The 23790-nt window shown below is 33.2% G+C and carries 21 protein-coding genes; 7 read left to right on the top strand and 14 right to left on the bottom strand.

The features are described 5' to 3' along the window. Positions 1–55: 55 nt before the first annotated feature. Entirely contained in the window at positions 56–1078 is a 1023-nt protein-coding gene (locus OQK60_RS10865) for a ribonucleotide-diphosphate reductase subunit beta (RefSeq protein WP_297686944.1), read from the bottom strand. 118 nt (positions 1079–1196) lie between these two features. Here OQK60_RS10865 and OQK60_RS10860 point away from each other — a divergent pair, with 118 nt between their 5' ends. Together OQK60_RS10860 and OQK60_RS10855 are read left to right on the top strand one after the other, a co-directional pair. Beyond that, a complete protein-coding gene (locus OQK60_RS10860) occupies positions 1197–2291 on the top strand; it encodes a methyl-accepting chemotaxis protein (protein ID WP_297686942.1) in 1095 nt (364 codons plus the stop codon). 104 nt (positions 2292–2395) lie between these two features. Beyond that, positions 2396–3322, top strand: a complete 927-nt coding sequence (locus OQK60_RS10855) for a bifunctional methionine sulfoxide reductase B/A protein (RefSeq protein WP_297686941.1) — start codon at positions 2396–2398, stop codon at positions 3320–3322. A 9-nt stretch (positions 3323–3331) separates the two neighbouring features. Here the strand turns inward: OQK60_RS10855 and OQK60_RS10850 are convergent, their stop codons facing one another. Then, positions 3332–3592: a hypothetical protein gene (locus OQK60_RS10850; RefSeq protein ID WP_297686939.1), complete on the bottom strand. Its 261-nt coding sequence runs from the start codon at positions 3590–3592 to the stop codon at positions 3332–3334. A gap of 106 nt (positions 3593–3698) precedes the next feature. Next, entirely contained in the window at positions 3699–5501 is a 1803-nt protein-coding gene (gene typA / locus OQK60_RS10845; RefSeq protein ID WP_297686937.1) for a translational GTPase TypA, read from the bottom strand. A 163-nt stretch (positions 5502–5664) separates the two neighbouring features. Between typA and OQK60_RS10840 the strand changes: the two genes are divergently transcribed. Further along, on the top strand, positions 5665–6906 hold the full coding sequence (locus tag OQK60_RS10840; protein ID WP_297686935.1) for a CCA tRNA nucleotidyltransferase: 1242 nt from the start codon (positions 5665–5667) through the stop codon (positions 6904–6906). On the opposite strand, the gene queF is transcribed toward OQK60_RS10840, so the two are convergent. From queF to dnaA, 5 genes are all read right to left on the bottom strand, one after another. After that, the gene (queF, locus tag OQK60_RS10835) at positions 6889–7272 is read right to left on the bottom strand and encodes a preQ(1) synthase (RefSeq protein ID WP_297686933.1); all 384 of its coding nucleotides are present in this window, start codon (positions 7270–7272) and stop codon (positions 6889–6891) included. The genes OQK60_RS10840 and queF overlap by 18 nt on opposite strands. 15 nt (positions 7273–7287) lie before the next feature. After that, positions 7288–8691, bottom strand: a complete 1404-nt coding sequence (locus tag OQK60_RS10830) for a GGDEF domain-containing protein (protein WP_297686931.1) — start codon at positions 8689–8691, stop codon at positions 7288–7290. Between the two features lie 8 nt (positions 8692–8699). Beyond that, entirely contained in the window at positions 8700–11012 is a 2313-nt protein-coding gene (gene gyrB / locus OQK60_RS10825) for a DNA topoisomerase (ATP-hydrolyzing) subunit B (protein ID WP_297686929.1), read from the bottom strand. A gap of 160 nt (positions 11013–11172) precedes the next feature. Beyond that, positions 11173–12240, bottom strand: a complete 1068-nt coding sequence (dnaN, locus tag OQK60_RS10820; protein ID WP_297686927.1) for a DNA polymerase III subunit beta — start codon at positions 12238–12240, stop codon at positions 11173–11175. 179 nt (positions 12241–12419) lie between these two features. Beyond that, a complete protein-coding gene (gene dnaA / locus OQK60_RS10815; RefSeq protein WP_297686924.1) occupies positions 12420–13730 on the bottom strand; it encodes a chromosomal replication initiator protein DnaA in 1311 nt (436 codons plus the stop codon). A 246-nt stretch (positions 13731–13976) separates the two neighbouring features. On the opposite strand from dnaA, the gene OQK60_RS10810 reads away from it, so the two are divergent. From OQK60_RS10810 to OQK60_RS10795, 4 genes are all read left to right on the top strand, one after another. Beyond that, positions 13977–14312 carry a hypothetical protein gene (locus OQK60_RS10810; protein ID WP_297686922.1) on the top strand — a complete coding sequence of 112 codons (336 nt, stop codon included), beginning with the start codon at positions 13977–13979 and terminating at the stop codon, positions 14310–14312. After that, positions 14312–14788 carry a crossover junction endodeoxyribonuclease RuvC gene (gene ruvC / locus OQK60_RS10805; protein WP_297686920.1) on the top strand — a complete coding sequence of 159 codons (477 nt, stop codon included), beginning with the start codon at positions 14312–14314 and terminating at the stop codon, positions 14786–14788. Before OQK60_RS10810 ends, ruvC begins: the two co-directional genes overlap by 1 nt. Before the next feature lie 81 nt (positions 14789–14869). Beyond that, positions 14870–15826, top strand: a complete 957-nt coding sequence (locus OQK60_RS10800; RefSeq protein WP_297686918.1) for a PAS domain-containing protein — start codon at positions 14870–14872, stop codon at positions 15824–15826. 32 nt (positions 15827–15858) lie between these two features. Next, the gene (locus tag OQK60_RS10795; protein WP_297686916.1) at positions 15859–16170 is read left to right on the top strand and encodes a pyrimidine/purine nucleoside phosphorylase; all 312 of its coding nucleotides are present in this window, start codon (positions 15859–15861) and stop codon (positions 16168–16170) included. Between the two features lie 39 nt (positions 16171–16209). Here the strand turns inward: OQK60_RS10795 and OQK60_RS10790 are convergent, their stop codons facing one another. The 6 genes from OQK60_RS10790 to purB form a co-directional block, all read right to left on the bottom strand. Beyond that, complete coding sequence (locus tag OQK60_RS10790) at positions 16210–17490, bottom strand: citrate synthase (protein WP_297686914.1); 1281 nt, start codon at positions 17488–17490, stop codon at positions 16210–16212. 51 nt (positions 17491–17541) lie between these two features. Next, on the bottom strand, positions 17542–17964 hold the full coding sequence (trxC, locus tag OQK60_RS10785) for a thioredoxin TrxC (RefSeq protein ID WP_297686912.1): 423 nt from the start codon (positions 17962–17964) through the stop codon (positions 17542–17544). Positions 17965–17979: 15 nt separating this feature from the next. After that, entirely contained in the window at positions 17980–19362 is a 1383-nt protein-coding gene (locus tag OQK60_RS10780) for a Do family serine endopeptidase (RefSeq protein WP_297686910.1), read from the bottom strand. Between the two features lie 97 nt (positions 19363–19459). Beyond that, complete coding sequence (locus tag OQK60_RS10775) at positions 19460–19825, bottom strand: hypothetical protein (RefSeq protein ID WP_297686908.1); 366 nt, start codon at positions 19823–19825, stop codon at positions 19460–19462. Position 19826: 1 nt separating this feature from the next. Beyond that, positions 19827–22193: a ribonucleoside-diphosphate reductase subunit alpha gene (locus OQK60_RS10770; RefSeq protein ID WP_297686906.1), complete on the bottom strand. Its 2367-nt coding sequence runs from the start codon at positions 22191–22193 to the stop codon at positions 19827–19829. A gap of 214 nt (positions 22194–22407) precedes the next feature. Beyond that, positions 22408–23736, bottom strand: coding sequence for an adenylosuccinate lyase (purB, locus tag OQK60_RS10765; protein WP_297686905.1), 1329 nt, complete (start codon positions 23734–23736; stop codon positions 22408–22410). Positions 23737–23790: the final 54 nt, after the last annotated feature.

The following is a 23790-nucleotide window of genomic DNA, read 5'->3' as shown; positions in this document are numbered from 1 at the left end:
TTTGTTATTTTTTTCAAAATTGGTCGCGCTTTTTCTTGAATATCAGGCATCATCTCTAAAAATCATCATCAAAGCTAAGGCTTCCTTTTGAGTAGTTAGCAACTGTTCCTTCAAAAAAGTTAGTCTTTTGATCATTAAATTTTGAAAAGTCATCAACCCACTTTATTGGATTTGTTACATTATAAAGTTTTTCAAAACCGACTGATGTAAGACGGTCATCTGCAAGATATTGGATATACTGCTCAACTATATCGTCAGTAAGACCTAAAATCTGCCCCTGAGTAATATATTTGCCCCATTGTATCTCAAGTTCAACAGCTTCTTTAAACATTGCTATAACTTCTTCTTTTAACTTATCTGTAAATAAGTCTGGTCTCTCTTTTCTAAGAGTGTTTATAAGGTTTTTAAAGAGAATTAGATGTGTCACTTCATCTCTTTGAATAAATCTAATCATCTGAGCAGAACCAAGCATTTTACCAGAACGAGCAAGCGTGTAGATATATGCAAAACCACTGTAAAAATAGATACCTTCTAAAATTTGATTTGCAAAACAAGCTTTTACAAAGTTATGTTCAGTCGGATTTTTAGAAAGTTCATCATATGTACGAAAGATTGCATCATTTTTTGTCTTTAACATCATATCTGTACGCCAAAGATCATAAATTTCTTCAGAGTTGGTTGAGATACTGTCAACCATTACGGCATAAGATTGTGAGTGAAGAGCCTCTTCAAAAGACTGACGAACCAAGATTAGATTTATCTCAGCAGCCGTAACATAAGGGTTAACATTATCTATAAGATTGTTTGTTTGAAGTGAATCCATAAAGATTAACTGTGAAAGTGCTTTGTCATAAGCATCTTTTTCAGATTGTGTAATATTTTTGTAGTCATTTACATCACGAGTCATATCAACTTCTTTTGGAAACCAAGTATTATTTAGCATTACTTCCCAAAGATTATATGCCCATTGATATTTAATATTATTTAATTCGAAAATACCTGTTGGATTACCGCCAAAGACTTTTCTGTCGTTAACATTTTCTTTTGACTCTGGATTGTATATCTTTTTTCTGTTCATAATCTACTCCAAAACTTTTTAATTGTCGATTATATCTTTATGAATATTTTAATTACATAAATTTATAAATAATTTGCTACAATAGTCAGATAATATTAACTGACTTAAAAGGGGAGTTATGAGCTTCTTTAGTAAATTTCCAATATCAAAAGATGAATTCGACGAACTAAAGGCACATAATGAGCGGTTAGTTATAGAAAATCAAGAGCTTCACAAGAAAATTAGTGAGCTTGAAACAACAGAGTCTGAGAGTTCTACTCAAGAGGTTGAGGGTGCTGCAGATATCCTTATGAAAATGCAAAACGAGCATCTTAAAACAAATATCATAGATATTCAGAGCAACATGGCTGAGTCGGTAAGTGCATCTAAAAATAGTTTAGATAAAACAGATGAATTAGTTGCCAGCATTGAGAGAATTACAGATAAAACAACAGCTATTGTATCAAATCTTGATAACCTAAACGAACTCTCCAATGATTCTGTCTCAACGGTACACGGTCTATCTGAGAGAACAAATGAAATTACAAGTATTTTATCGCTTATAAAAGATATTAGTGACCAGACTAATCTACTTGCTTTAAATGCGGCTATTGAAGCAGCAAGAGCAGGTGAGCACGGTCGCGGTTTTGCCGTTGTTGCCGATGAAGTAAGAAAGCTTGCAGATAGAACAGACAAAGCTGTAAGTGAAATAAATATTTCACTTCAATCAATGAAACAAGATGTAAATAGTATGTCTGATCAATTTAAAGAGATACAAAATGGTATTACAGATTCAAATAGCTTAATCAGCGAATTAAACTCTTGTTTAGAACATGATTCATCTGAGATGAAAGACTCTTTTTTAAGTATGCATTTTACTGCAGATAGAGTTTTTATGTCACTTGCTAAACTCGATCATGTATTATGGAAAGTAAATACTTACTATTCAGCATCTACAAAAGAAGAGCAGTTCAAGTTTGTTGATCACCATAATTGTCGTTTAGGTAAATGGTACGATTCAGGTGAGGGGAAAGCCAACTTCTCAAATACTCCAAATTATGCAAAACTTGAAGCTCCTCATGCTGTTGTACATAACGGTACACATAAAGTCTTTGAGTTGATGGTTGAAGAAAATGTAGATATTGATGCATTAGTCAAAGCTTTTTGTGAAATGGAAAAAGGCAGCGATGAAGTATTTGAAATACTCGATAAAATACTTCATGATAAGGATTAATCTCTAATATAAAACTAACTTTATAAAATTACTGCACATACAATACACACTCCTTGTATAAAATTTCATTCTCTATAATACGAATATAATACAAAGGAGAAAGTATGAAGTATATTTTACTTATCATGCTGACAATATTAACAATGAATGCAATGGACTTAAAGCCTTGGGCTGGGAAAATAGAACAACTGAGTGATGAAGAGAAGTATGTAATAATCAATAAAGGCACAGAGAGACCTTTTACAGGCAAATACACTGACGAAAAATCTAGTGGCATTTATACATGTAAACTGTGTGGGACACCACTTTATGATTCATCGGACAAGTTCAACTCATCTTGCGGATGGCCAAGTTTTGATGACACAATCCCCGGAGCAGTTAAAAGAGTTCCTGATGCAGACGGTAGACGAGTGGAGATTGTATGTGCCACATGCGGAGGTCATCTAGGTCATGTTTTTGAAGGAGAGGGTTTTACACCAAAAAACACTAGACATTGTGTAAACTCTATTTCATTAAAACTAGAAAAAAAACCTGATATAGTGGATGACAAACTATCACGCGCATATTTTGCAGGTGGCTGTTTTTGGGGTGTAGAGTATTACCTAAGACAACTTGACGGCGTTAAAGATGTTTGGTCGGGTTTTATGGGCGGACATGTAAAAAATCCTAGCTACTATGAAGTTGTAAGAACAGATACCGGACATCTTGAAACCGTTGAAGTTATTTATGATCCAAGTAAAGTCTCTTTTAAACAACTTGCACGGACATTTTTTGAGATTCATGACCCGACTCAGACTAATGGTCAAGGTCCAGATATAGGTCCGCAATACTTATCTGCGGTATTTACCAATAATGAAAATGAGACAAATACTGTACGCGAATTAATAAGTCAGCTTGAGGCGAATGGTTACAAAGTGGCTACGCAAATACTTCCAAAACGAGAGTTTTACAAAGCAGATGAAGACCATCAAAAATATTATACTAAAAAAGGTTCAAAACCCTATTGTCACGGATATACAAAAAGATTTTAAAGAGTGGAGTTATTTAATTTCTTCTTTTAACTTTTTCTCGTCATACTTGCTTATTCCGCGCTCTGAGTTATACTTTCCAACTGATTTATCCACAGACTCAACTATATCATTTTTCCAGTCTGTCGCGGTGCTGCCTGTTTCATGAGTGTAAACAATGTAAATGCCAACAAATAAAACAATAAGTGCAAGAATATTGTTGTGAGTTCTATAAAAAGAAAAAACCAATAGAGCAACAACAAGTAATGAAACAGGATACAAAAATCCATCCATAATTAATCCTTATGATTATTTATTAACAGTATAACATAATTTTAAAATAAGGATTCTATATTTAAAGAAGATATTTCACACATACCTAAGCATGCGTGAATAAGAATTATTTGCGAGAGTTTCGTTTTCTTTCGTTTTCAGTTAAGAATTTTTTACGAATACGAACAGCTTTAGGAGTTACTTCAAGAAGTTCATCATCTTCAATCCACTCTAGAGCACGCTCTAATGACATGTCACGAGGCGGAACAAGTTTAATTGCCTCATCAGCACCAGAACTACGAACATTTGATTGAGCTTTACCTTTAATAGGGTTAACAACCAAATCGTTTGAGCGTGAATGCTCACCGATAATCATACCTTCATAAACTTCAGTTTGAACGCCAATGAAAAGTACACCGCGGTCTTGAATACCAAATAGAGAAAACGCTAAAGTAGAACCAGCAGTCATGGAGATTAAAGCACCGTAAGATCTTGATTCAACACTACCGGTATATGGACGGAAATCCATAAAAGAGTGATTCATAATACCTTCACCTTTAGTGTCCGTTAAAAATTGTCCACGAAAACCAATAAGTGCACGAGCTGGGATTTCAAACTCTATTCTTTGGAAACCTTGACCCATCGGTAACATTGATTTCATCTCAGCTTTTCTTTTACCAAGACGCTCAATAACACCACCTGATAACTCTTCAGGAACATCAATAACCAAGTGTTCAAATGGCTCACATTTAACACCGTCTATCTCTTTAACGATTACTTCCGGGCGAGAGATACTAAACTCAAAGTCTTCACGACGCATATTTTCTGCAAGAACAGTAATCTGAAGCTCACCACGACCAGATACTTTAAATTTACCCTCACCGACAACTTCAAGCTTCATCGCAACATTTGTATTCATTTCAAACTCAAGTCTCTCTCTAAGTTTGTTACTTGTTACATGTTTACCCTCTTTACCGGCTAAAGGAGAATCATTAACAGCAAAAACAACCGTTAAAGTCGGCTCTTCGATGTGCATAGGGTCAAGTGGCATTGGATTAAGCGGATCACAGATAGTATCACCAACATCAACAGTTTCCATTCCTGCAAATGCAACAATATCTCCAGCTTCAGCCTCTTGAATTTCCATACGGTTAAGACCAAGAAAACCAATAAGTTTAGAAATTTTACCCTTAACTAACTCACCATCAGCTTTTGCAAGCATGATATTGTCACCTTTTTTTACTGTACCGTTGAAGATACGAGAAATACCTATCTTACCGACATAGTTATCATAATCAAGCGTAAATACTTGTGCTTGAGTATGGTTTTCTCTATCGCCCTCTGGCTCAGGAACATGCTCTAAAATAGCATCAAAAATACACTGAAAGTCTCCATCAGGATCACTCATGTCCATTTTAGCCATACCATCACGAGCAGCAGCATAGATAACCGGGAAATCTTGTTGATCATCAGTAGCACCCATTGCAGCAAAAAGATCAAACATCTCATCAACAACACGCTCTGGATCAGCGGAAGGTTTATCAATCTTGTTGATTACAACGATTGGTTTTTTACCAAGTGCAAGCATCTTTTTAACAACAAACTTTGTTTGAGGCATAACACCTTCGTAGGCATCAACAAGTACCAATACACCATCAACCATCTTTAAAACACGCTCAACTTCACCACCGAAATCAGCGTGACCCGGAGTGTCAATAATATTAATCTTATGGTCCTTATAACGAATCGCTGTATTTTTAGAAAGAATCGTGATTCCACGCTCTTTTTCTAAATCATTGCTATCCATTGCTCTTTCGTCGTGTTGCTCATGAGCGCCATATGTCCCAGACTGCTCTAACAACCCATCAACCAATGTAGTTTTACCGTGGTCAACGTGTGCGATAACGGCAATATTTCTAATCTTTTGCATAAATTTTCTCCAAAGATGCTTCCCTAACTTTAAGGAAGAACTAAATAAGTACTTCCTTAAAATGGGAAAATTTTTCGCGATTATACCCAATTAAATGTTATATAGAAGTAAAAGTAATGATATACTTGTAGTTAAATTATATATCTGGTTATAAAGTAAAGAAATGATTGATTATCCCGAGCAATTAAATATAATATTTAATAAACTGAGTGAACATAAAGCTACTGCTATTCTTGTTGGTGGTTTTGTTAGAGATAAACTACTGGGCATTGACTCAAAGGATATCGATATCGAAGTATATGGCATCTCTTCATTTGTGGAGTTGGAAAATATTTTACAAAAGTTTGGTGATGTAAATAGTGTTGGAAAGAGTTTTGGCGTATGCAAATTGCAATATGCTGATTATGATTTAGATTTTTCACTTCCAAGAGTGGACTCAAAGATATCATCCGGTCACACTGGTTTTGATGTAAAAATCAACCCAAATCTAGACTTTAAAACAGCAGCATCAAGACGAGATTTTACAATCAATGCTATAGGGTATGATGTAAAAGAGAAAAAATTCCTAGATCCTTTTGGCGGCATAGATGATTTAAAAAACAAAACTCTTCGCGCGGTAGATAAAAATACTTTTATACAAGACCCCCTAAGAGTCTTTAGAGCTGCCCAGTTTTACGCTAGGTTTGAGCTTAAAATAGATAAAGAACTGGCTGTTTTATGTAAAGAGATGGTACAAAAAGGTATGTTAAAAGAGCTTGCTAAAGAGAGAATATTCGAAGAGATAAAAAAACTACTTTTAAAATCAAAAAAACCATCTATCGGATTTGAGCTTTTAAAAAAATTTGGCAGCGACATATATACTAAAAATATACATGTACTTGATGAAATAACTTCTCAACTGACAAGTGATACAAACACAAACATTGTTTTAATGTTAGCTGCTTTATGTTATGACTTTGATGAGACTTCAACAGAAAAATTTATATTAAAACTAAGCGATGAAAAGGAAGTGCTTAAAAGGGTTTTACCTTTAGTTATGAACCACGATAATATAAATAAAATATATTTTGACGGGCTTGATGATTATTCACTTTATAAACTCTCTTCAAAGGTGAAAATAGAGGAGCTTTTAATTTTAGCTAAAGCTATTCACTCTACAAAGAGTGGCTCTAATATATATGAAGCAGGTGACGCAGTTCGCAAAAGAGCATTGGAGTTACATGTATTAGATAAAAAGCTAGCTCCTCTTCTAAAAGGTAAAGATATTTTAGCTTGCGATCTTGAGCCATCACCTAAATTTTCTGAGATTTTAAACTTAGCTTACGAAGCTCAAATGAAGAGTGAATTTAACAGCCGTGAGATGGCCGTTAAATGGTTAAAAAAGTATTTACTTACTCATTCTTGAGCTGTCTATCTCTATAACGGTGTGAACATTTCCACGAGGGTTATAATCAGCTACAATTTTCATATATTTTGGTTTTAATTTTTTCTCCAATAGTTCATAAATCTCATTTGCAGAGTTTTCGTGAGATACATGCTTATCTCTAAATGAGTTAATATATAATTTGATTGCTTTTAACTCTACTACCCACTCATCAGGTGTGTATTCTAAATATATAGTTGCATAATCAGGATACCCGCTTCTAGGACAAAGACATGAAAATTCTGGAAGTGTCATCTTTATAAGATAATCTCTTTTATGCTCATTTGGCCAAATTTCCAAATCTTTGTCTACATCAAACTCACTAACTATTTTTTCCCCATATTTCATTATTGGTCCTTAAACTTATTTATCTTTTTCTAATTGTGCTAAATATTTACCCTGTAAATAATCAATATCTAACTCTTTAGATATACTATATACATCTTTATTTTCAATCATTCTTATCCATGTTTTAACATCTTTTTGATGTGCCATCGCATTAAAACCATTTATAATGCTTTTGTTTTTATTATCGATAATATCTTTAGTATAATAACTATCAAACCTTACAATATCAATATCCAAATCTCTAAAATATAAAAAACTTGCGTGAATAGAGCCTAATCGGTCTATTGCTATACAAACTCCAATATCTCTTAATTCTTTTAATGTTGTATTGTATCTTTCAATTCTCGGATAATATTCACTCTCACTTAACAAAAATATTATTCTATTTTTAGCATTTTTATTTTTAGAAAACAGCTCTCTTACACTACTTAAAAAATGTGGATTTCTTACAGAAGTAGGTGATATAGATATAGCAAAGCTTTCTTCATTTGAGTCACTACATTTACCTATTATTTTTTCTAAAACTATTAAATCATAGTCCATCATAAGTCTAAGTTTATCTAAAACTTTCATATAGGATTTTTGATGAAGTATTTTATTGTCTTGTGTTTTTAATTTAATAGAACACTCTTTTATTACTACTAAATCTTGTTCAAATACATCCTGTGTTTTTATTAATAAATCTCTTCTTTTTATTGCATTTATAACATAAGACTCTAGCTCACTTGGGTCCATCTCATCATCAATATTTCCAACATATTTAGAGTTTTTAGTTTTAGTTTGTAGTTCAAAAAGATTTTCAATAAGATAATCAATATCTTTTGAGAGAGTTATATCATTTATAGCTCCGGATACTTTTACTTCAATATCATCTATTTTAAGTTCTTCACATTTTAAAAACATTAGTTCAACAATTGTTTTATATTCGCTTTTGGTACCTTTAAGTCCTATTATAAAATCTCCGGCTTTAATATGCCCAATAGGATAATTAGTTATCTGTTTTTGTTTTAAGTATTCACTTATCCAATGAACAGTTTCTAAGAGTACTTTATCACCATTTTTTATACCATAGCGGGAGTTTATTTCATTTAAATTATCTACACTGACAAGTATAAGTGTATATTCATTGGACTTTTTTAACTCTTTTTTTATATATTTGTAAAAATAGTCTCTGGTAAAAACGCTTGAAACACTATCAGTTATCTTAGTATCAAAACCTTCATATATGAGATAAAATATAAAATAGATACTAAATGCTAAAATTAAAATCGATTCAATAACAAGAGGACTGCCGTTTGCATCATCACCTGAAGTGTAAGCACGAAGAATAAGTGAAAAAACCAAAGCAAAAATAGGCAGTACCATTCTAAGTGCTAACTTAAAACGATACTCCCTCTCTTTTATCTCCGGCAGTAACATGTTAATCTTTAAACATCTAAATGCTTAACATCTTTAGCATGTGTTTCAATATAATTACGGCGAGGTTCAACTTCATCACCCATAAATAGAGTAAATGTGTCAGATGCCAATTCTGCATCTTCAATTTTAACTTGAAGTAAAACACGGTTCTCCGGTGTCATAGTAGTTTCCCAGAGTTGATCAGGATTCATTTCACCGAGACCTTTATAGCGCTGAATATATGCACCTTTTTTAGCATATTCACTAATATCTTCAAGTACTTTGATAATATCTTCTTTAAAGTCAATATCCCACTCTTGTATCTTTCTATAAACAAAACTTGCTTCAGAAAAGTGAGGTGCAGCAAAAAGATCATCATTGATGAGTAGTTCTTCCATTCCATCTTTTGTTTGAACAAAAATGTGAATAGAGTCCTCTGTAATACTCTTTGTCAATATATTATTATCATTATCAACTAAGAATTTTTCAACTTTTTCATATATTTTATTTATATCAAGACCTATCAAGTCTGGATTTTCTATAAAATGGCGTATTAGGTCGACTAAAGCATATCGTCTCTCTAATGCAACAAGTGATCCTCTATAATGGTCAACCATTCTAAAGTATGAAACCAAATCATTATGTCCTACACCTTCAACATCTAAAGACTCTATACCATTTTCAATTAGATAATCATTCATTTGGCGATCATCTTTAAAGTAAATCTCTTTTTTACCTTTTTTATAACGATAAAGCGGTGGTTGAGCCAGATACAGATAACCTTTTTCTATAACATCACGAAAATGTCTAAAGAAAAATGTTAGTAAAAGAGTCTGGATGTGAGAACCATCAACATCGGCATCCGTCATGATAATAAGTTTATGATAACGAAGTTTTTCTTCATTATATTCTTCACCAATACCACAACCCATCGCCGTAATCATATTGGTAATCTCATCAGATTTTAAAATCTTTTCCAGTCTTGCTTTTTCAACATTTAAAATCTTACCTTTTAGCGGTAAAATTGCTTGAAAAACCCTATCACGACCCATCTTAGCTGAACCGCCTGCAGAATCCCCTTCCACCAGATATAGTTCACAAATACTTGCATCTTTACTTTGACAATCTGCTAATTTACCCGGAAGTGTTCCTACACTCATAGAATCTTTTCTACGCGTTAACTCTCTTGCCTTTTTAGCAGCTTCACGACCACGAGCAGCCATTAGCGCTTTAGAAACAATTGCTTTAGCTTCAATAGGATTTTCTTCAAAATATTTAGAAAGAATTTCATAAGTTGACTTTTGTACTAATGGTCTAACATATGTATTTCCAAGTTTACCTTTTGTCTGTCCTTCAAATTGTGGTTCTGGTACACGAGCAGAAACAATTGCTATAAGACCTTCACCTGTATCTTCAGCAGAAAATTTAACATCTTTTTCTTTTGCCGAGCCATTTTGAGTATTATAATTAGAAATTACACGAGTAAGTCCAGCTCTAAAACCGGCTTCATGAGTACCACCGTTTGGAGTACGAATATTATTTACAAAAGATGCTAATTTTTCTTCATAAGAATCATTGTACATCAAAGCTATATCAAATTCTACATCTTCTATTTTTGCTGAAAATGAATAAACTTCTGCTACTTTAATTTTTTTATTCATATCTGTAACATATTGAGCGATACCGCCCTCAAAGTGATATGTTTCAGAAACATCTGTTCTTTCATCTTTAAAATTAATAGTTATAAATGGATTTAAGTATGCTAATTCTTTAAAACGACGAGAAAGGTATTCATATTCAAAATTGGTAGTTTCAGTAAATATACTAGGATCTGGTGAAAATTCAATTGTTGTACCGCTTTTACGAGTTTTCCCAACAACCATTAATACTTCTTGAGGAATCCCTTTTTTAAAATCTTGTTCAAATATTTCACCATTTCTATTAATGGTCATTTTCAAATCAGCAGAAAGTGCATTTACAACGGATACACCAACACCATGAAGACCACCGGAAACTTTATAAGTATCTTTATCAAACTTACCACCGGCGTGAAGAACCGTTAAAACTACTGTTGCAGCACTCATTCCTTCAGTTGGATGCATATCTGTTGGAATACCACGACCGTTATCCGATACTCTACATGTACCTTCTTTTGTAAGTACAACATTGATAGTATCACAATGACCAGCCATTGCCTCATCAATCGAGTTATCAATTACTTCATAAACTAAATGATGTAAACCTCTATGGCCTGTATCACCAATATACATACCAGGTCGTTTACGAACAGCCTCTAAACCTTTGAGGACTTTAATATTACTAGCACCGTAATTTTGTTCCATTTGATACTCCATCATCATATTTTGCATAATTGAGGATATTCTATCTAATTTATTCTAAAAGAAAGTTTTATAAACCGGTTAATCGGGGTTTGGTATTTGTTTTTATTATTAAATGGCTTTCTTCTCAACTATATATCAAGAAGAAATTAAAAATGAAGATTTATATTACTATTGGCATTACTACTGTTCTAAAATTTTCATCACTTAATATAAATGGAAGGTTACCTTCATTTAGTCCAATGGTAAATTCAGAACTGTTAATACTATTTAAAAAATCTAAAAGATATTTAGAATTTATTGCAATAACAAAAGGAGATGAAAAACCTGTTTGACAGTTAATTTCTGTCTTTGCTTCTATATTATCATCACTAAGCGATTCAAAAGTAATCAAATCATTTAAAAAAGTAATTTTTACATCTGTAGAAATAGTTGTAATCTGCTTTAGAGATTCTATCATTATTGCTTTTGGCAATATTAAATTATTTGCTATCTCTTTTGGAATAATTCTAGAATATTCAGGAAATTTACCGTTTATTAGTTTTGTAAAAAAAGTATATTGGTTTGAGTGTATTATAAGACTTGTTTCATCGTAATATAACTCTATATCATCAAAAAACAGTTTTTGAATTTCAATAATTGCTTTTTTTGGAACAATTATTGATAACTCAGAGCTGTTGTGATTAGGTATATTAACAACTGCTAATCTTCTTGTATCAGTTGAGGCAAAATTTATACTATCTTGTTTAATATCAATCAAAGCACCATTTAATTCAAATTTGGGATTATTGGTATCTATTGAAGGTGTTATTTTTTTTAGAGACTCTATAAGTGAATGAGAATCTATGGAAATACGAGGTTTACCTTCATAAGTTGGAAATTCTGGAAATTCATTATAAGCAAATGTAGGTAATTTAAAATTTGAGTGAGCTTGAGAAATATATAATATATCATTTTTAACTTCTAAATTAATATCACCTTCTTTTAAGATTCTTACAATGTCTAATAATTTTTTACCATTAGCAGTAACACTACCATTTCCAATAATATTTACATTATCTGTTGATACTAAAAAGCCTATTTCATAATCTGTAGCTTTAACAGTTAATTTAGAATTAGACACATCTAAAAATACATGAGATGTAATTTGTGAAGTATCTTTTTTTTCTAAGAACGGTTGAGCATGGACTAAGATGTTTTCAATAATAGATTTTTGCAATGTTATTTTCATATGAATTTCCTATTTATTATATATAAATTATAGTATTAGTAGTAGGGGATAGTGAATATGTGAAAAACACTATAGAGTCCCTACTTTAAGAGTTCTTTAGATGTGACGAACATATCTAACTCTTTTCACAATTGTTCACATAGAGAATTATATCTTTTTTTTACTACTTTTTTTATTTTTTAAGAAGATGAAGTAATTTTATTTGTCAATTCTTCTATTTTAACTTTGAAATCTTCATCGTTTTCAAGTAGTTCATTTATCTTTTTTAAAGTATGACTAATAGCTGTGTGGTCTTTCATACCAAAGTATTGAGCTAGTTGAGGCATAGTGTTTTGAGTTAATTCACGGCATAAATATATAGCGATTCTTCTTGCATAAACAAGATTTTTACTTCTGCCTTTTGAACGAAGTTCACTAGGTTTTATATTTAAATCTTTTGCAACACTTTTAGTGATATTATCCAGAGTTAGATTTGCACGATTTTCTTGCATCTGGTCTTTTAATATATTTTTTGTAAATGGCAGATCTATATCAACATGCATTAGTTGAGAATAAGCATGCAGTTTTGAAAGTATTCCTTCTATTTCACGCACATTACTCTCTATAACAGTAGCAATATAGTTTATAATATCGTTTGTAAGTACGACTTTATTGATTTCACATTTATTTTTAATAATAGCAATTTTTGTTTCAAGTTCTGGAGGTTGTATATCAGCAACAAGACCATGTTCAAAACGGCTTTGAAGTCGTTTTTCTAAACCACCGATTTTTTTAGGATGTTTATCTGCTGTAAGAATAATCTGCTTTCCGGTACCTTTTAGAGCTTCAAAAGTGTGAAAGAATTCCTCTTGTATATTTTCTTTGTTGCTTAAAAATTGAATATCATCAATAAGAAGAACATCACATTTACGATATTTCTCTTGAAATCTATCCATAGTCTTGTTTCTTATGTGTCTAATAAAGTCATTTAAAAATTGTTCTACTGTTGTGTAAATAACAATTTTTCCTTGATTTTGAAAAACATTACCGGCTGCCTGCATAAGGTGAGTTTTACCAAGACCAACACCACCGTGGATAAAAAGAGGATTATAAAGTTCTCCAGCTTTTTCACTAACACTTTTCACTGCTGAGTATGCAAATTGGTTGGAGCCACCAACCATAAAGTTATCAAAAGTATGTGAAGGGTTTAAAAGAGAGTGTATAGAAGGTTTTTGTTCAACTGCTTGTTTAGTTTTTCTTTTATCAACAAAATTTTTCAGTGTAATATTAACAGTAACCTTTCTGTTAGTGTTTACTTCAAACAGATGTTCTATTTTTATTGTGTATTTATTTCTTATCCAGTTTGAAACTAGGTTGTTTGGAGCATAAAAGATGGCTAAATCGGCAGTAGATTTTTTTGTATCATATGTTAGATGTTTTATATATCTGTTATATTCAACTTCTGTTATCTCTTCTTTTAATAGTAATAATATCTTTTGACCTATATTCACACAAAACCTCGTAAAGTTAATTAAATGTGAATAATATCTTTTTATAACATAAAGTATTGTTAAGTCATCACTGGTCACATTATGACAATGCCTATAGCTGTGAACTTATAAGCAACAAAAAACCCTTGTTTGCTTGAGCATTTTAATGTGAATAACTAATTTTATTAAGTGTGAATAATATTATGAAACTAAAATATGGTATCAAGCTTGCTATTAGTATTTTAATAAATAAAAAAGGATTCCTAAATGCATGAAAGTATTTATTTTGGTATAGATTTTATTGTTAGCACACTGTATGCGATGTTTGGTTTGTTACAGATGCTGACTTCAACAACTGATGTTGAATCATTAATAACTGTATTGGCTTTAGTCTTTATAGCTGTTTACTCAGTTATGAAACTGTTAGAAATAGAAACAATATTTAAAAATATGCTTTTTATACTGGCTATTTTTGCACTTTTTGCCAATATAGAAATGTATGGATCGGTAAATGTGTATTTAGTATCAACGCTTTTAGGAATTATATTTCTTATAATAATTTCAGTATTTACTAAATATGAAGATGCAAAAGAATACGCTTAATGATAATTCTTGGAATAGATCCAGGAACGAGAAATATGGGTTATGCTCTTATATTTTTAGATAAGGGTAAAATATCACTTCTTGAAGCAGGTCTTATCAAAATAAAAGCGGATGAATTACAATTTCAAATTCCACAAATGGTTGAAGCTTTTGAGAGTATATTTAAAAATCATAAAATTGATGAAGTTGCCATAGAAGATATCTTTTATGCGCATAATCCAAAAACAACTATAAAATTAGCTCAATTTCGCGGAGCGATTATGCTTACAGTACTTCAGCAGTTTGGACAGTTTAGTGAATATACGGCACTTCAAGTTAAGCAGGCATTAACTGGAAACGGTAAAGCTACAAAAGAACAAGTTTCATTTATGGTAAAGAGACTTTTAAATATAAAAAAAGAGATAAAACCGCTTGATATCACTGATGCCATAGCAGTTGCTATAACTCACTCACAAAGAGTAAAACTAAAGCAATAATAACTTTTTATCTTGTTTCATATCAAACGCTAAAAATTATAAACAGAGTATAATCCCTCAATTAAATCACTAAGGCAATAAATGAATAATTTACCTGAGGGTCACCCAGTAAGAGTATATTTAGAAGAAAATCAACTTATTCGCGGATTGATGGCTAGTATTAACAGCATTAATATTCAAGATAACAATGAAGAGTTTAAAGAAAAATTTGCAAGACTATGTCTGGTAGAAAAACATTTTGCAAGAAAAGAAAATCAATTATTTCCATATTTAGAGCAGTACGGATGGACATCACCTTCACAAAATATGTGGGCATTTCATGATGATATTCGTGCGATAATCAAACAAACAAGAAATTTAGTAGAGGCTAACGAAATTCAATCACTGAGTATGGCACTACAAAATCTTTTTCACAATTTAGAGCATATCATGCAGGTTGAGGAAGGCAGGCTTCTTCCAAGAGCTTTAGAGATGCTTCAAGAAGATGACTGGAAAGAGATGCGTGATGGAGATGAGGAGATAGGTTGGATGTTTGACGAAGCACCAGTTCCTTATCCGGCACACACTTCTGATGAATATGTTCATCCATCACAAGATACCAAAAAAAGAAAACTTCCATTTTCACTTGATGGCAGGATAGATTTAGAACAAGGTCATATGCTTCCTGAACAGATTAACTGGCTACTTAAGTTTATGCCTGTTGATATCACTTATGTTGATGAAAATGACATTGTAATATTTTATAATCGCGGTGAAGATAGAGTTTTCCCAAGAAGTGCAGGGATTATCGGCCGTGAAGTTAAGTTCTGTCATCCTCCAAAATCTGTTGACCAAGTATTGATGATTCTTCGTGAATTTAAAGCCGGTCGCAGAGATGAAGCTGAATTTTGGATAACTTTTAAAGGTAAATTTATTCACATCCGTTATTTTGCAATTAGAGATGATGAGGGTAATTATAAAGGTGTTATAGAAGTTTCTCAAGATGTTACTCACATTAGAGGTCTTGAAGGTCAGCAAAGACTGCTTGATTGGGAATAGTTTAGTTATAATAAGACAAAAAAAGGTTAGACATGTCAAAACTTGAAAATGTTAGTGTAGTAAAAGAAGCAAATATCTATTATGATGGAAAAGTTACAAGTAGAACAGTTGAATTTGCTGATGGCTCTATAAAATCTCTTGGAATTATGTTGCCTGGTGATTACACATTTGGTACCAACGATGCTGAAATAATGGAGATGCAAAGCGGAGAGCTAAATGTAAAACTTCCCGGAGAAGATTGGAAAACTTTAAATACGCCGGAGAGTTTTAATGTGCCTGCCAATTCATCTTTTGATGTTAAAATCAAAACGGTAACAGACTACTGCTGCTCATACATTAAATAGTAAAATACAATTTTTTTATAATAATATACTCCAGAGTTGTTAATACTCTGGAGTTCTGTCATTTGGACCTGTGTAGAGTTGACGAGGACGGGCGATTTTTATAGTTTTTTGTTTATTCAACTCACTCCACTGAGCAATCCAGCCAGGTGTTCTGCCGATTACAAAAATAACCGCAAACATCTCTTTTGGAATTTTAAGCGCTTGAAGAATTAATCCCGAATAAAAATCAATATTTGGGTATAAATTACGACTTATAAAATATTCATCGCTTAGAGCAATCTCTTCTATTTTATTTGCTACATCTACAAGCTCGCTGCTGATTCCCAGCTCATGCATTAGTTCATTACGAATATCTTTTAGTATAGTCGCTCGCGGGTCAAAGTTTTTATATACGCGATGTCCAAATCCCATAAGTCTAAATGGATCTTCTTTGTCTTTAGCTTTTGCAATAAACTCATCCACTCTATCAACACTTCCTATCATCTCTAGTTGACGAATAACACTCTCATTAGCTCCACCATGACTTTTCCCCCATAAAGCACCAATACCGGCACTTATAGCTGCATAAGGGTGAGCATTGGTTGATGCCAGATTTCTTACAGCCGTAGTAGAGGCATTTTGTTCATGGTCGGCGTGAAGAGTAAAGATTGTGTCGAGTGCTTTTATTTCTATCTCTTTTAGTTCTACATAGTTGTGAGGGTATGATCTTAACATGTAAAGAAAGTTTTCTGTAAAACCTCTGTTCATATCAGGATATATAATGGGTAAACCATTAGAGTATCTATGTGAAAATGCTGCTAGAGTAGGAATCTTTGCCACTATTCTATTTGCCATCTCTTTATACTCTTCTTTAGTATTTATCTCTAAATGCTTGTAATAGAATGCAGAGAGAGCTGAAACACCTGCTGAGAGTATTGCCATAGGGTGAGCATGGTCTGGAAAAGCATCAAAAAGGTTTTTTACACCTTCATTAACAAATGAGCGCTTTTGCATCTCAAATGAAAAGTTGTCCAACTCTTCTTTGTTTGGTAATTCACCATTTAAAAGAAGGTAAGCTGTATCTAAAAAAGTTTTTTTCTTGGCTAGATATGCGATATCATAACCACGATACATAAGCTTGCCTTTTTCGCCATCAATATATGTTATAGACGAACGACAAGAAGCGGTAGATGTATAACCTTCATCATAAGTGAACATATCGGTCTCTTTGTAGAATGTTGATATATCAACTACAGATGGACCAACAGTTGCGTTGAGTATTGGAAATTCATAACTTTTAGCATCACGATTGTTTGTTAGTGTTATAGTATCTTTATTCACAATATATCCTTTTGTAATATAATAAAATACTATTGCAATAGTTCTTAATTGTTACATAAATTGTGATACTAAATTATTTAAGCTGTTTTCATCCAAAGCGCCAGATACCCTGTGAGCCTCTTTGCCGTTTTTAAATATTATAAGAGTAGGTATACTTCTTATGCCAAATCTGGCACCAAGATTTTGTTCATTTTCAGTGTTTACTTTTGTAAAAAGTGTTTTTAAGGGAAAGTTTTTTGCACTTTTTTCAAAGTTTGGTCCCATCATCTTGCATGGACCACACCATGGAGCCCAAAAGTCAACTATTACAGGTATATCACTGTTAACAACAACTTCATCAAAATTATCAGTTGTTAACTCTATAGGTTTTGTATCCAAAAGAGACTCTTTACATTTACCGCAATTGGCTTTTTTGTATGAATCTTTTTGTGCAACATTATTGACACTTTTACAATGTGGACAGACAATTCTCATTTTTTCTCCTAATTGTTATAAAACTATCGCGAAAATAGAGCCTCTGCGATAAACAAAAAACCTTTTTTTATTTTTTGAAGCTGTTGCTCTTTTGAAATCTTTCAGCGAGTTAATCTCTATGTTTTCTATTTGGATTATTACATCGCCCTCTCTTACTCCGCTATTATACGCTTCACTGCCATTTTCTACATCTGTAACTATCACACCGTTTACATTGCTGCGCAATTTTTGTCTGTCAGTTGTAACCAGTTCTGATAGATTCATTCCTTTATATGTAGTTTCTCCTGTTACAGATTTGTTATCAAGTGAGGCTAGTTTTACATTTAATGTTTTTATTTTTTTATCTCGTAGAAATTTAATATTTACAATTTTTGATGGTTCGTAAGAGCCTATAGTGTTTTTTAAATCACTTGCACTTTTAATTTTTTTACTATTGACAGAGATAATTAAATCTCCACGCTTTAGACCGGATTTTTCAGCTGGAGAGTTCTCTTCTACTCCTGTTATCAATGCTCCATATTTATTGTTATAAAAACTACTCATGTCATCACTAACATCTGAAATCGTTACACCTAGATAAGCTCTCGTAAATTCGCCTTTGTCTATCAGTTGAGTTGCTATTGAAGTAACCATATTTGATGGGATTGCAAATCCTATCCCTACATTTCCACCGGATTTTGAGATTATTGCTGAGTTTATTCCTATAAGATGTCCTGCAGAATTTATAAGTGCACCACCTGAATTTCCTGGATTTATAGAGGCGTCAGTCTGTATAAAATCTTCATATTCAACAATTCCGACACCGCTTCGTCCTGTTGCAGATACTATGCCCTGAGTTATAGTCTCACCAACTCCAAACGGATTGCCAAGAGCAAATACAACATCGCCAACTTTTACTTTGTCAGAGTTGTAAAAGGTTACAGCATTTAAATCTTTAGCTTCTATTTTTATGATTGCTAGATCACTCTTTTTATCTTTACCTATTATCTTCGCTTCATACTCTTTTTTATTTCCGGCAATAGTTACTTTGATTTTATCAGCACCTTCAACCACATGGTTGTTAGTAACTATATAGCCATTTTCAGAGATTATAACACCTGAACCTAAGGCACTTTGGATTCTCTCTTGAGGAATTCTTCCTTGTCCTCTAAAAAACTCTCTAAAAAAAGGATCATCCATAAAAGGGTTTGCATAGCCACCGTTTTTTACAGTTTTAGTTGTTGAGATATTTACAACAGTTGTTCTTACGGTCTCTAATATATTGTTATATGACAGTATATGGTCTTGAGCTGTTGGATGTTTTCTTTGTGTATCAGTATCAGCATATTTGAATTCTACACTATCTCCTGCATAAAGCATTGTTAGAGCAACTACACATATTAAAATCAGATTTTTCATTTGTATTCCCCTGTCTTGATATTTATTGTTTAAGTTTATAACTAAATTGTTTACAGAGTGCTAATGAATGGATAATAAAAAGTTAATAATAAAAAGTTTAAAAAGCGCCTTCTTCATATTTAAGAGTAGATGATGTTATATAACATGTAGAGTTTTGTATGCTCGATAAGTTTGTGTAGTTTCCAATGCCAAATACATATTTGTCATCTTCATAGATAATATTTATGCCCTCATCCGTATCTATAAGGGAGAGTTTAGAATTTTCGAGTACTCTCGCATCGCTAACACCACTAAACTCTAGTTTTATACTTAACCAGTCAAAGCCTCTGGCACTGTCTTGAGCAGCCAAGGTCACTAACATTGTTGTTGGTGAAGTTATATCTATGGAACGAAATTCACAGTCAACAAAATTACCAAATCTTTTTAAGAAAGTCGGTAAATCTTTTTTTAGAAGTGGCTTCATTTTATTGACAACCTGCACACTCCATACTTCTATCTTCTACATCGTTTGCAACTTCTGGAGATTGTGAACGAAGGTAATAAGTAGATTTCAAACCTAGTTTCCAAGCTAACATGTATATCTCATTTAGGTATCGTCCACTTGCTTTATCAAGTGTAATAAATATGTTTAGTGATTGGCCTTGGTCTAACCATTTTTGACGAATCGCAGCCGCTTTGATAAGAAGTGTTTGGTTTAACTCGTAAGCTGGGGTATAGTAAGACCATGTATCAGGAGAGAGGTTAGGAACAACTACCGGAATCAAACCAGAGAGGTTCTCCTCATACCATTTTCTTTTATATACCGGCTCAATTGCTTGAGTTGTTCCGGTAAGAATAGATATAGAACTTGTAGGAGCGACAGCCATCAAGTAACCATTTCTCATACCTTGTTTTTTTACTTTAGCTCTTAAGTCATCCCACTCATAAGAAGATGCAAAAAGTCCACCACGGTCAACAAGGTTTAAAACTTGAGCATTTGCGTGATCCATCGGCATGATACCTTGACTCCATTTAGAGCCTTCATACTGAGGATAAATACCTTTTTCTGCTGCTAAATCAGAAGATGCAGAGATAGTGTTATAGCTAACAGCTTCCATAATCTCATCTATCTTATCAAAATGTTCTTGTGAGCCCCAAGCTATACCTTGCTCAGCTAACATCTGCGCTTCACCCATTACACCTAAACCAATAGAGCGACTTTTCATGTTAGTGCGTTTTACTTTTTCAACAGGGTAGAAGTTAAGGTCAATAACATTGTCCAAACATCTAACAGCAACAGGAACGATTCTATCTATGTCCTCTTTAGTGTTAATGCGAGACAAGTTTACAGAAGCAAGATTACAAACAGCCGTATCACCGTTTATTTTTTCTTTCTCAACAACATAGATTGGCATACCGCCGATAGAGTCAAGAGCTGTAACTTTTTTAGCAGGTTTTTCTATTCCGCTGTCAACTTTTATTATCTCTTCTTCTTCATAAGAGATACTCTCTCCATTTTCAAAAATAAACTTTATCTTGTAATGGTTAGGGTTTGTATTTTGAAATATTTCTGTACAAAGGTTTGAACTTCTTATGGTGCCGGCATGACTGTTTGGGTTAGCTCTGTTAGCGTTATCTTTAAAACATAAAAACGGTGAACCTGTTTCAAAGTAAGATGTTAGTATCTTTTTCCAAAGATTTTTAGCTTTGATTTTTTCTTTTACAATACTTTCGTCTTCTTCGAGCTCTTTGTATCTTTTGTTAAACTCTTCACCATAAAGTGTAGTTAACTCCCTCACATCATAAGGATCAAAAAGAGTCCAAATACCATCTTCTTCAACTCTTTGCATAAACAAATCATTGAGCCACATGGAAGGGAAAAGGTCATGAGCACGACGGCGCTCTTCACCAGAATTTTTCTTCAGGTCTAAAAAGTCATTTACATCTATGTGCCAAGGTTCAAGATAAACGGCGATTGCACCTTTTCTTGTTCCTAGCTGGTCAACAGCTATTGCAATGTCATTTGTGATTTTAAGAAATGGCACTGTACCACCTGCTGCATTTTTGTGGCCATCAATAAACGAACCCATCGAACGAACATTTGTCCAATCCCATCCGATACCTCCACCAAACTTAGACAGCATAGCCATCTCTTGGTAAGAGTCAAAGATACCTTCGATATTATCAGGAGTAGAACCAATATAACAAGAACTTAGCTGATGTCTTGTTGTTCTGGCATTACTTAGAGTCGGTGTTGCAAGCATTACTTCAAATTGAGAAATCATGTCATAGAACTTTACAGCCCATTCATGCTTGTTTTCTTCTCTTTGAGCCAAGAACATTGCTATAGCCATAAACATGTGCTGTGGAAGCTCTATGGGATTGGCTTTGCTATCTTTGATTAGATATCTGTCGTACAGTGTTTTAACACCTAGATAGTTAAATAGCATATCTCTCTCAGGTTTGATGTGTTTTTCCAATTTGTCTAAGTCATACATCTCTTTTAGACCTAAAAGAAGTCTGCCCTCTTTTTCTCCTCTGACAAAGTACTCCTCAAGTGAGCCGTAACCTGTAAAACCATTAACCTGATGATACATGTTAAATAAAAATAGGCGTGAAGCAACAAATGTCCAATTGGGAGCGTCTATATCTATTTTATCAACAGCAGTCTTAATAAGAGTCTCTTGTATCTCTTTTGAAGTTATGCCGTCACGAAAGTGAATCTGAGCATCAACTTCCAGCTCACTTTGAGATACATTGTCTAAGCCCTTTACCGCTGCAGAAGTGTATTTCTGTATTTTTGTAATATCTAATGTTTCTGTTCTACCGTTTCTTTTTATAATTGTTATCATTTATTGTCCTAATCAGATTAGTAATTTTTAGACAAATATTGTCAGAATTTTTCTCTAAAAAACATTTAATTAATATTGATTTTATCTAAGAGTAGTTGATTTGTAGATTAAATTATGAAGAGATTTTTGAAAAATAAGCTATATATTTAACACATAATTATTAGTATAAAATATACTAATAATTAGCATAACCAGAAGGCTATACTAAATATGATTATTTAAAAACTCTTTTGAAAATGTTGTCTACATTTTTTGTATAGTAATCATAGTTAAAACACTCACGAATCTGTTCTTCATTCAAAGAATTTCTCAATTCTTCATCCGCTAACAAATGGTTAAGATACAAACTCTCGCCTTTTTCATTTGTAGTTGGCTTGCCTTGTTGTATCTCTTGCCAAACTTTCATAGCGTTTCTCTGTACAATTTTGTAAGCATCTTCACGGCTTACACCTTGTAGAGGAAGTTCAAGTAAAACTCTTTGAGAGAAAACTAATCCTCCGGTAAGGTTTAGATTTTTCATCATATTATCTGGAAATACTGTTAGGTTAGCAATTACATTGTTCATGCGGTGAAGCATAAAATCCATTGTAATAAATGCATCCGGTAACCAAAATCTTTCAGTAGATGAGTGAGAGATATCGCGCTCATGCCACAGTGCTACATTTTCCATAGCCGGTGCTGCGTAAGCTCTAATAATTCTTGCTAAACCTGTGATGTTTTCAGTAAGTATAGGGTTTCTTTTGTGAGGCATTGCGGATGAGCCTTTTTGACCTTTTGCAAAAAACTCTTCAGCCTCATATACTTCTGTTCTTTGTAGGTGTCTAACTTGAACTGCAAACTTTTCAACCGAGGAAGCAAGTAGTGCTAAAGCAGTAGCAAGTCTTGCATAGCGATCACGATGCACAACCTGGTTTGAACAAGGCTCTGGTTTTAATCCAAGTTCAGCCATTGCATACTCTTCCAACTCAAGTGGTGCATGAGCAAAGTTACCCATAGCTCCGGAGATTTGTCCCACTGCAATAACCTCCATAGTTTGCTCAAGATTTAGAAGGTGACGAGCTACTTCATCATACCATACAGCTAAAGTCAGACCAAAAGTTATAGGCTCGCCGTGGATTCCATGACTACGCCCAACCATAAGAGTCATCTTGTGCTCCTCTGCACGCTTTTTGATAGATTCCATCAACATCTTTACATCATCAATGATAATGTTTAAAGAGTCTCTCATTTGAAGCGCTACACCGGTATCAACCGCATCAGAACTAGTCATTCCATAATGAAACCATCTTGACTCTTCACCTAAGCTCTCTGAAACACTTGTGTTAAAAGCAATAAGATCATGTTTAGTAACTGCCTCAATCTCTTCTATTCGTTCTACAGAGAATGTTGCATTTTTTACAATTTTGTCTGCATCATCTTGAGGAATTTTTCCAAGTTTTGCCCAAGCTTTTACTGCAGCTTTTTCTACTTCTAGCCACGCAGCATATCTTGCATGCTGTGTCCATTTTGATGCCATCTCTTCTCGTGAATATCTATCGATCATATTTATTGCCTTTAATGATTATTGTTTATGCTAAAATTCGCACATAATTAAGTT

Origin of the sequence: Sulfurimonas sp. (assembly GCF_026196735.1) — a bacterium.
GTDB lineage: Bacteria > Campylobacterota > Campylobacteria > Campylobacterales > Sulfurimonadaceae > Sulfurimonas.
Note: the sequence above shows the minus strand (reverse complement) of the source record. Positions and strands in the feature narration are given on the sequence as shown.

What these genes read in the sequence shown, in the direction of transcription:
- OQK60_RS10810 (WP_297686922.1), top strand. Translation starts at nt 13,977, where the DNA reads ATGCATGAAAGTATTTATTTTGGTATAGATTTTATTGTTAGCACACTG.
- gyrB (WP_297686929.1), bottom strand. Translation starts at nt 11,012, where the DNA reads ATGGAACAAAATTACGGTGCTAGTAATATTAAAGTCCTCAAAGGTTTA.
- typA (WP_297686937.1), bottom strand. Translation starts at nt 5,501, where the DNA reads ATGCAAAAGATTAGAAATATTGCCGTTATCGCACACGTTGACCACGGT.
- dnaN (WP_297686927.1), bottom strand. Translation starts at nt 12,240, where the DNA reads ATGAAAATAACATTGCAAAAATCTATTATTGAAAACATCTTAGTCCAT.
- ruvC (WP_297686920.1), top strand. Translation starts at nt 14,312, where the DNA reads ATGATAATTCTTGGAATAGATCCAGGAACGAGAAATATGGGTTATGCT.
- OQK60_RS10855 (WP_297686941.1), top strand. Translation starts at nt 2,396, where the DNA reads ATGAAGTATATTTTACTTATCATGCTGACAATATTAACAATGAATGCA.
- OQK60_RS10800 (WP_297686918.1), top strand. Translation starts at nt 14,870, where the DNA reads ATGAATAATTTACCTGAGGGTCACCCAGTAAGAGTATATTTAGAAGAA.
- OQK60_RS10795 (WP_297686916.1), top strand. Translation starts at nt 15,859, where the DNA reads ATGTCAAAACTTGAAAATGTTAGTGTAGTAAAAGAAGCAAATATCTAT.
- OQK60_RS10865 (WP_297686944.1), bottom strand. Translation starts at nt 1,078, where the DNA reads ATGAACAGAAAAAAGATATACAATCCAGAGTCAAAAGAAAATGTTAAC.
- purB (WP_297686905.1), bottom strand. Translation starts at nt 23,736, where the DNA reads ATGATCGATAGATATTCACGAGAAGAGATGGCATCAAAATGGACACAG.
- OQK60_RS10780 (WP_297686910.1), bottom strand. Translation starts at nt 19,362, where the DNA reads ATGAAAAATCTGATTTTAATATGTGTAGTTGCTCTAACAATGCTTTAT.
- OQK60_RS10850 (WP_297686939.1), bottom strand. Translation starts at nt 3,592, where the DNA reads ATGGATGGATTTTTGTATCCTGTTTCATTACTTGTTGTTGCTCTATTG.
- OQK60_RS10830 (WP_297686931.1), bottom strand. Translation starts at nt 8,691, where the DNA reads ATGTTACTGCCGGAGATAAAAGAGAGGGAGTATCGTTTTAAGTTAGCA.
- OQK60_RS10775 (WP_297686908.1), bottom strand. Translation starts at nt 19,825, where the DNA reads ATGAAGCCACTTCTAAAAAAAGATTTACCGACTTTCTTAAAAAGATTT.
- trxC (WP_297686912.1), bottom strand. Translation starts at nt 17,964, where the DNA reads ATGAGAATTGTCTGTCCACATTGTAAAAGTGTCAATAATGTTGCACAA.
- queF (WP_297686933.1), bottom strand. Translation starts at nt 7,272, where the DNA reads ATGAAATATGGGGAAAAAATAGTTAGTGAGTTTGATGTAGACAAAGAT.
- OQK60_RS10770 (WP_297686906.1), bottom strand. Translation starts at nt 22,193, where the DNA reads ATGATAACAATTATAAAAAGAAACGGTAGAACAGAAACATTAGATATT.
- OQK60_RS10860 (WP_297686942.1), top strand. Translation starts at nt 1,197, where the DNA reads ATGAGCTTCTTTAGTAAATTTCCAATATCAAAAGATGAATTCGACGAA.
- OQK60_RS10840 (WP_297686935.1), top strand. Translation starts at nt 5,665, where the DNA reads ATGATTGATTATCCCGAGCAATTAAATATAATATTTAATAAACTGAGT.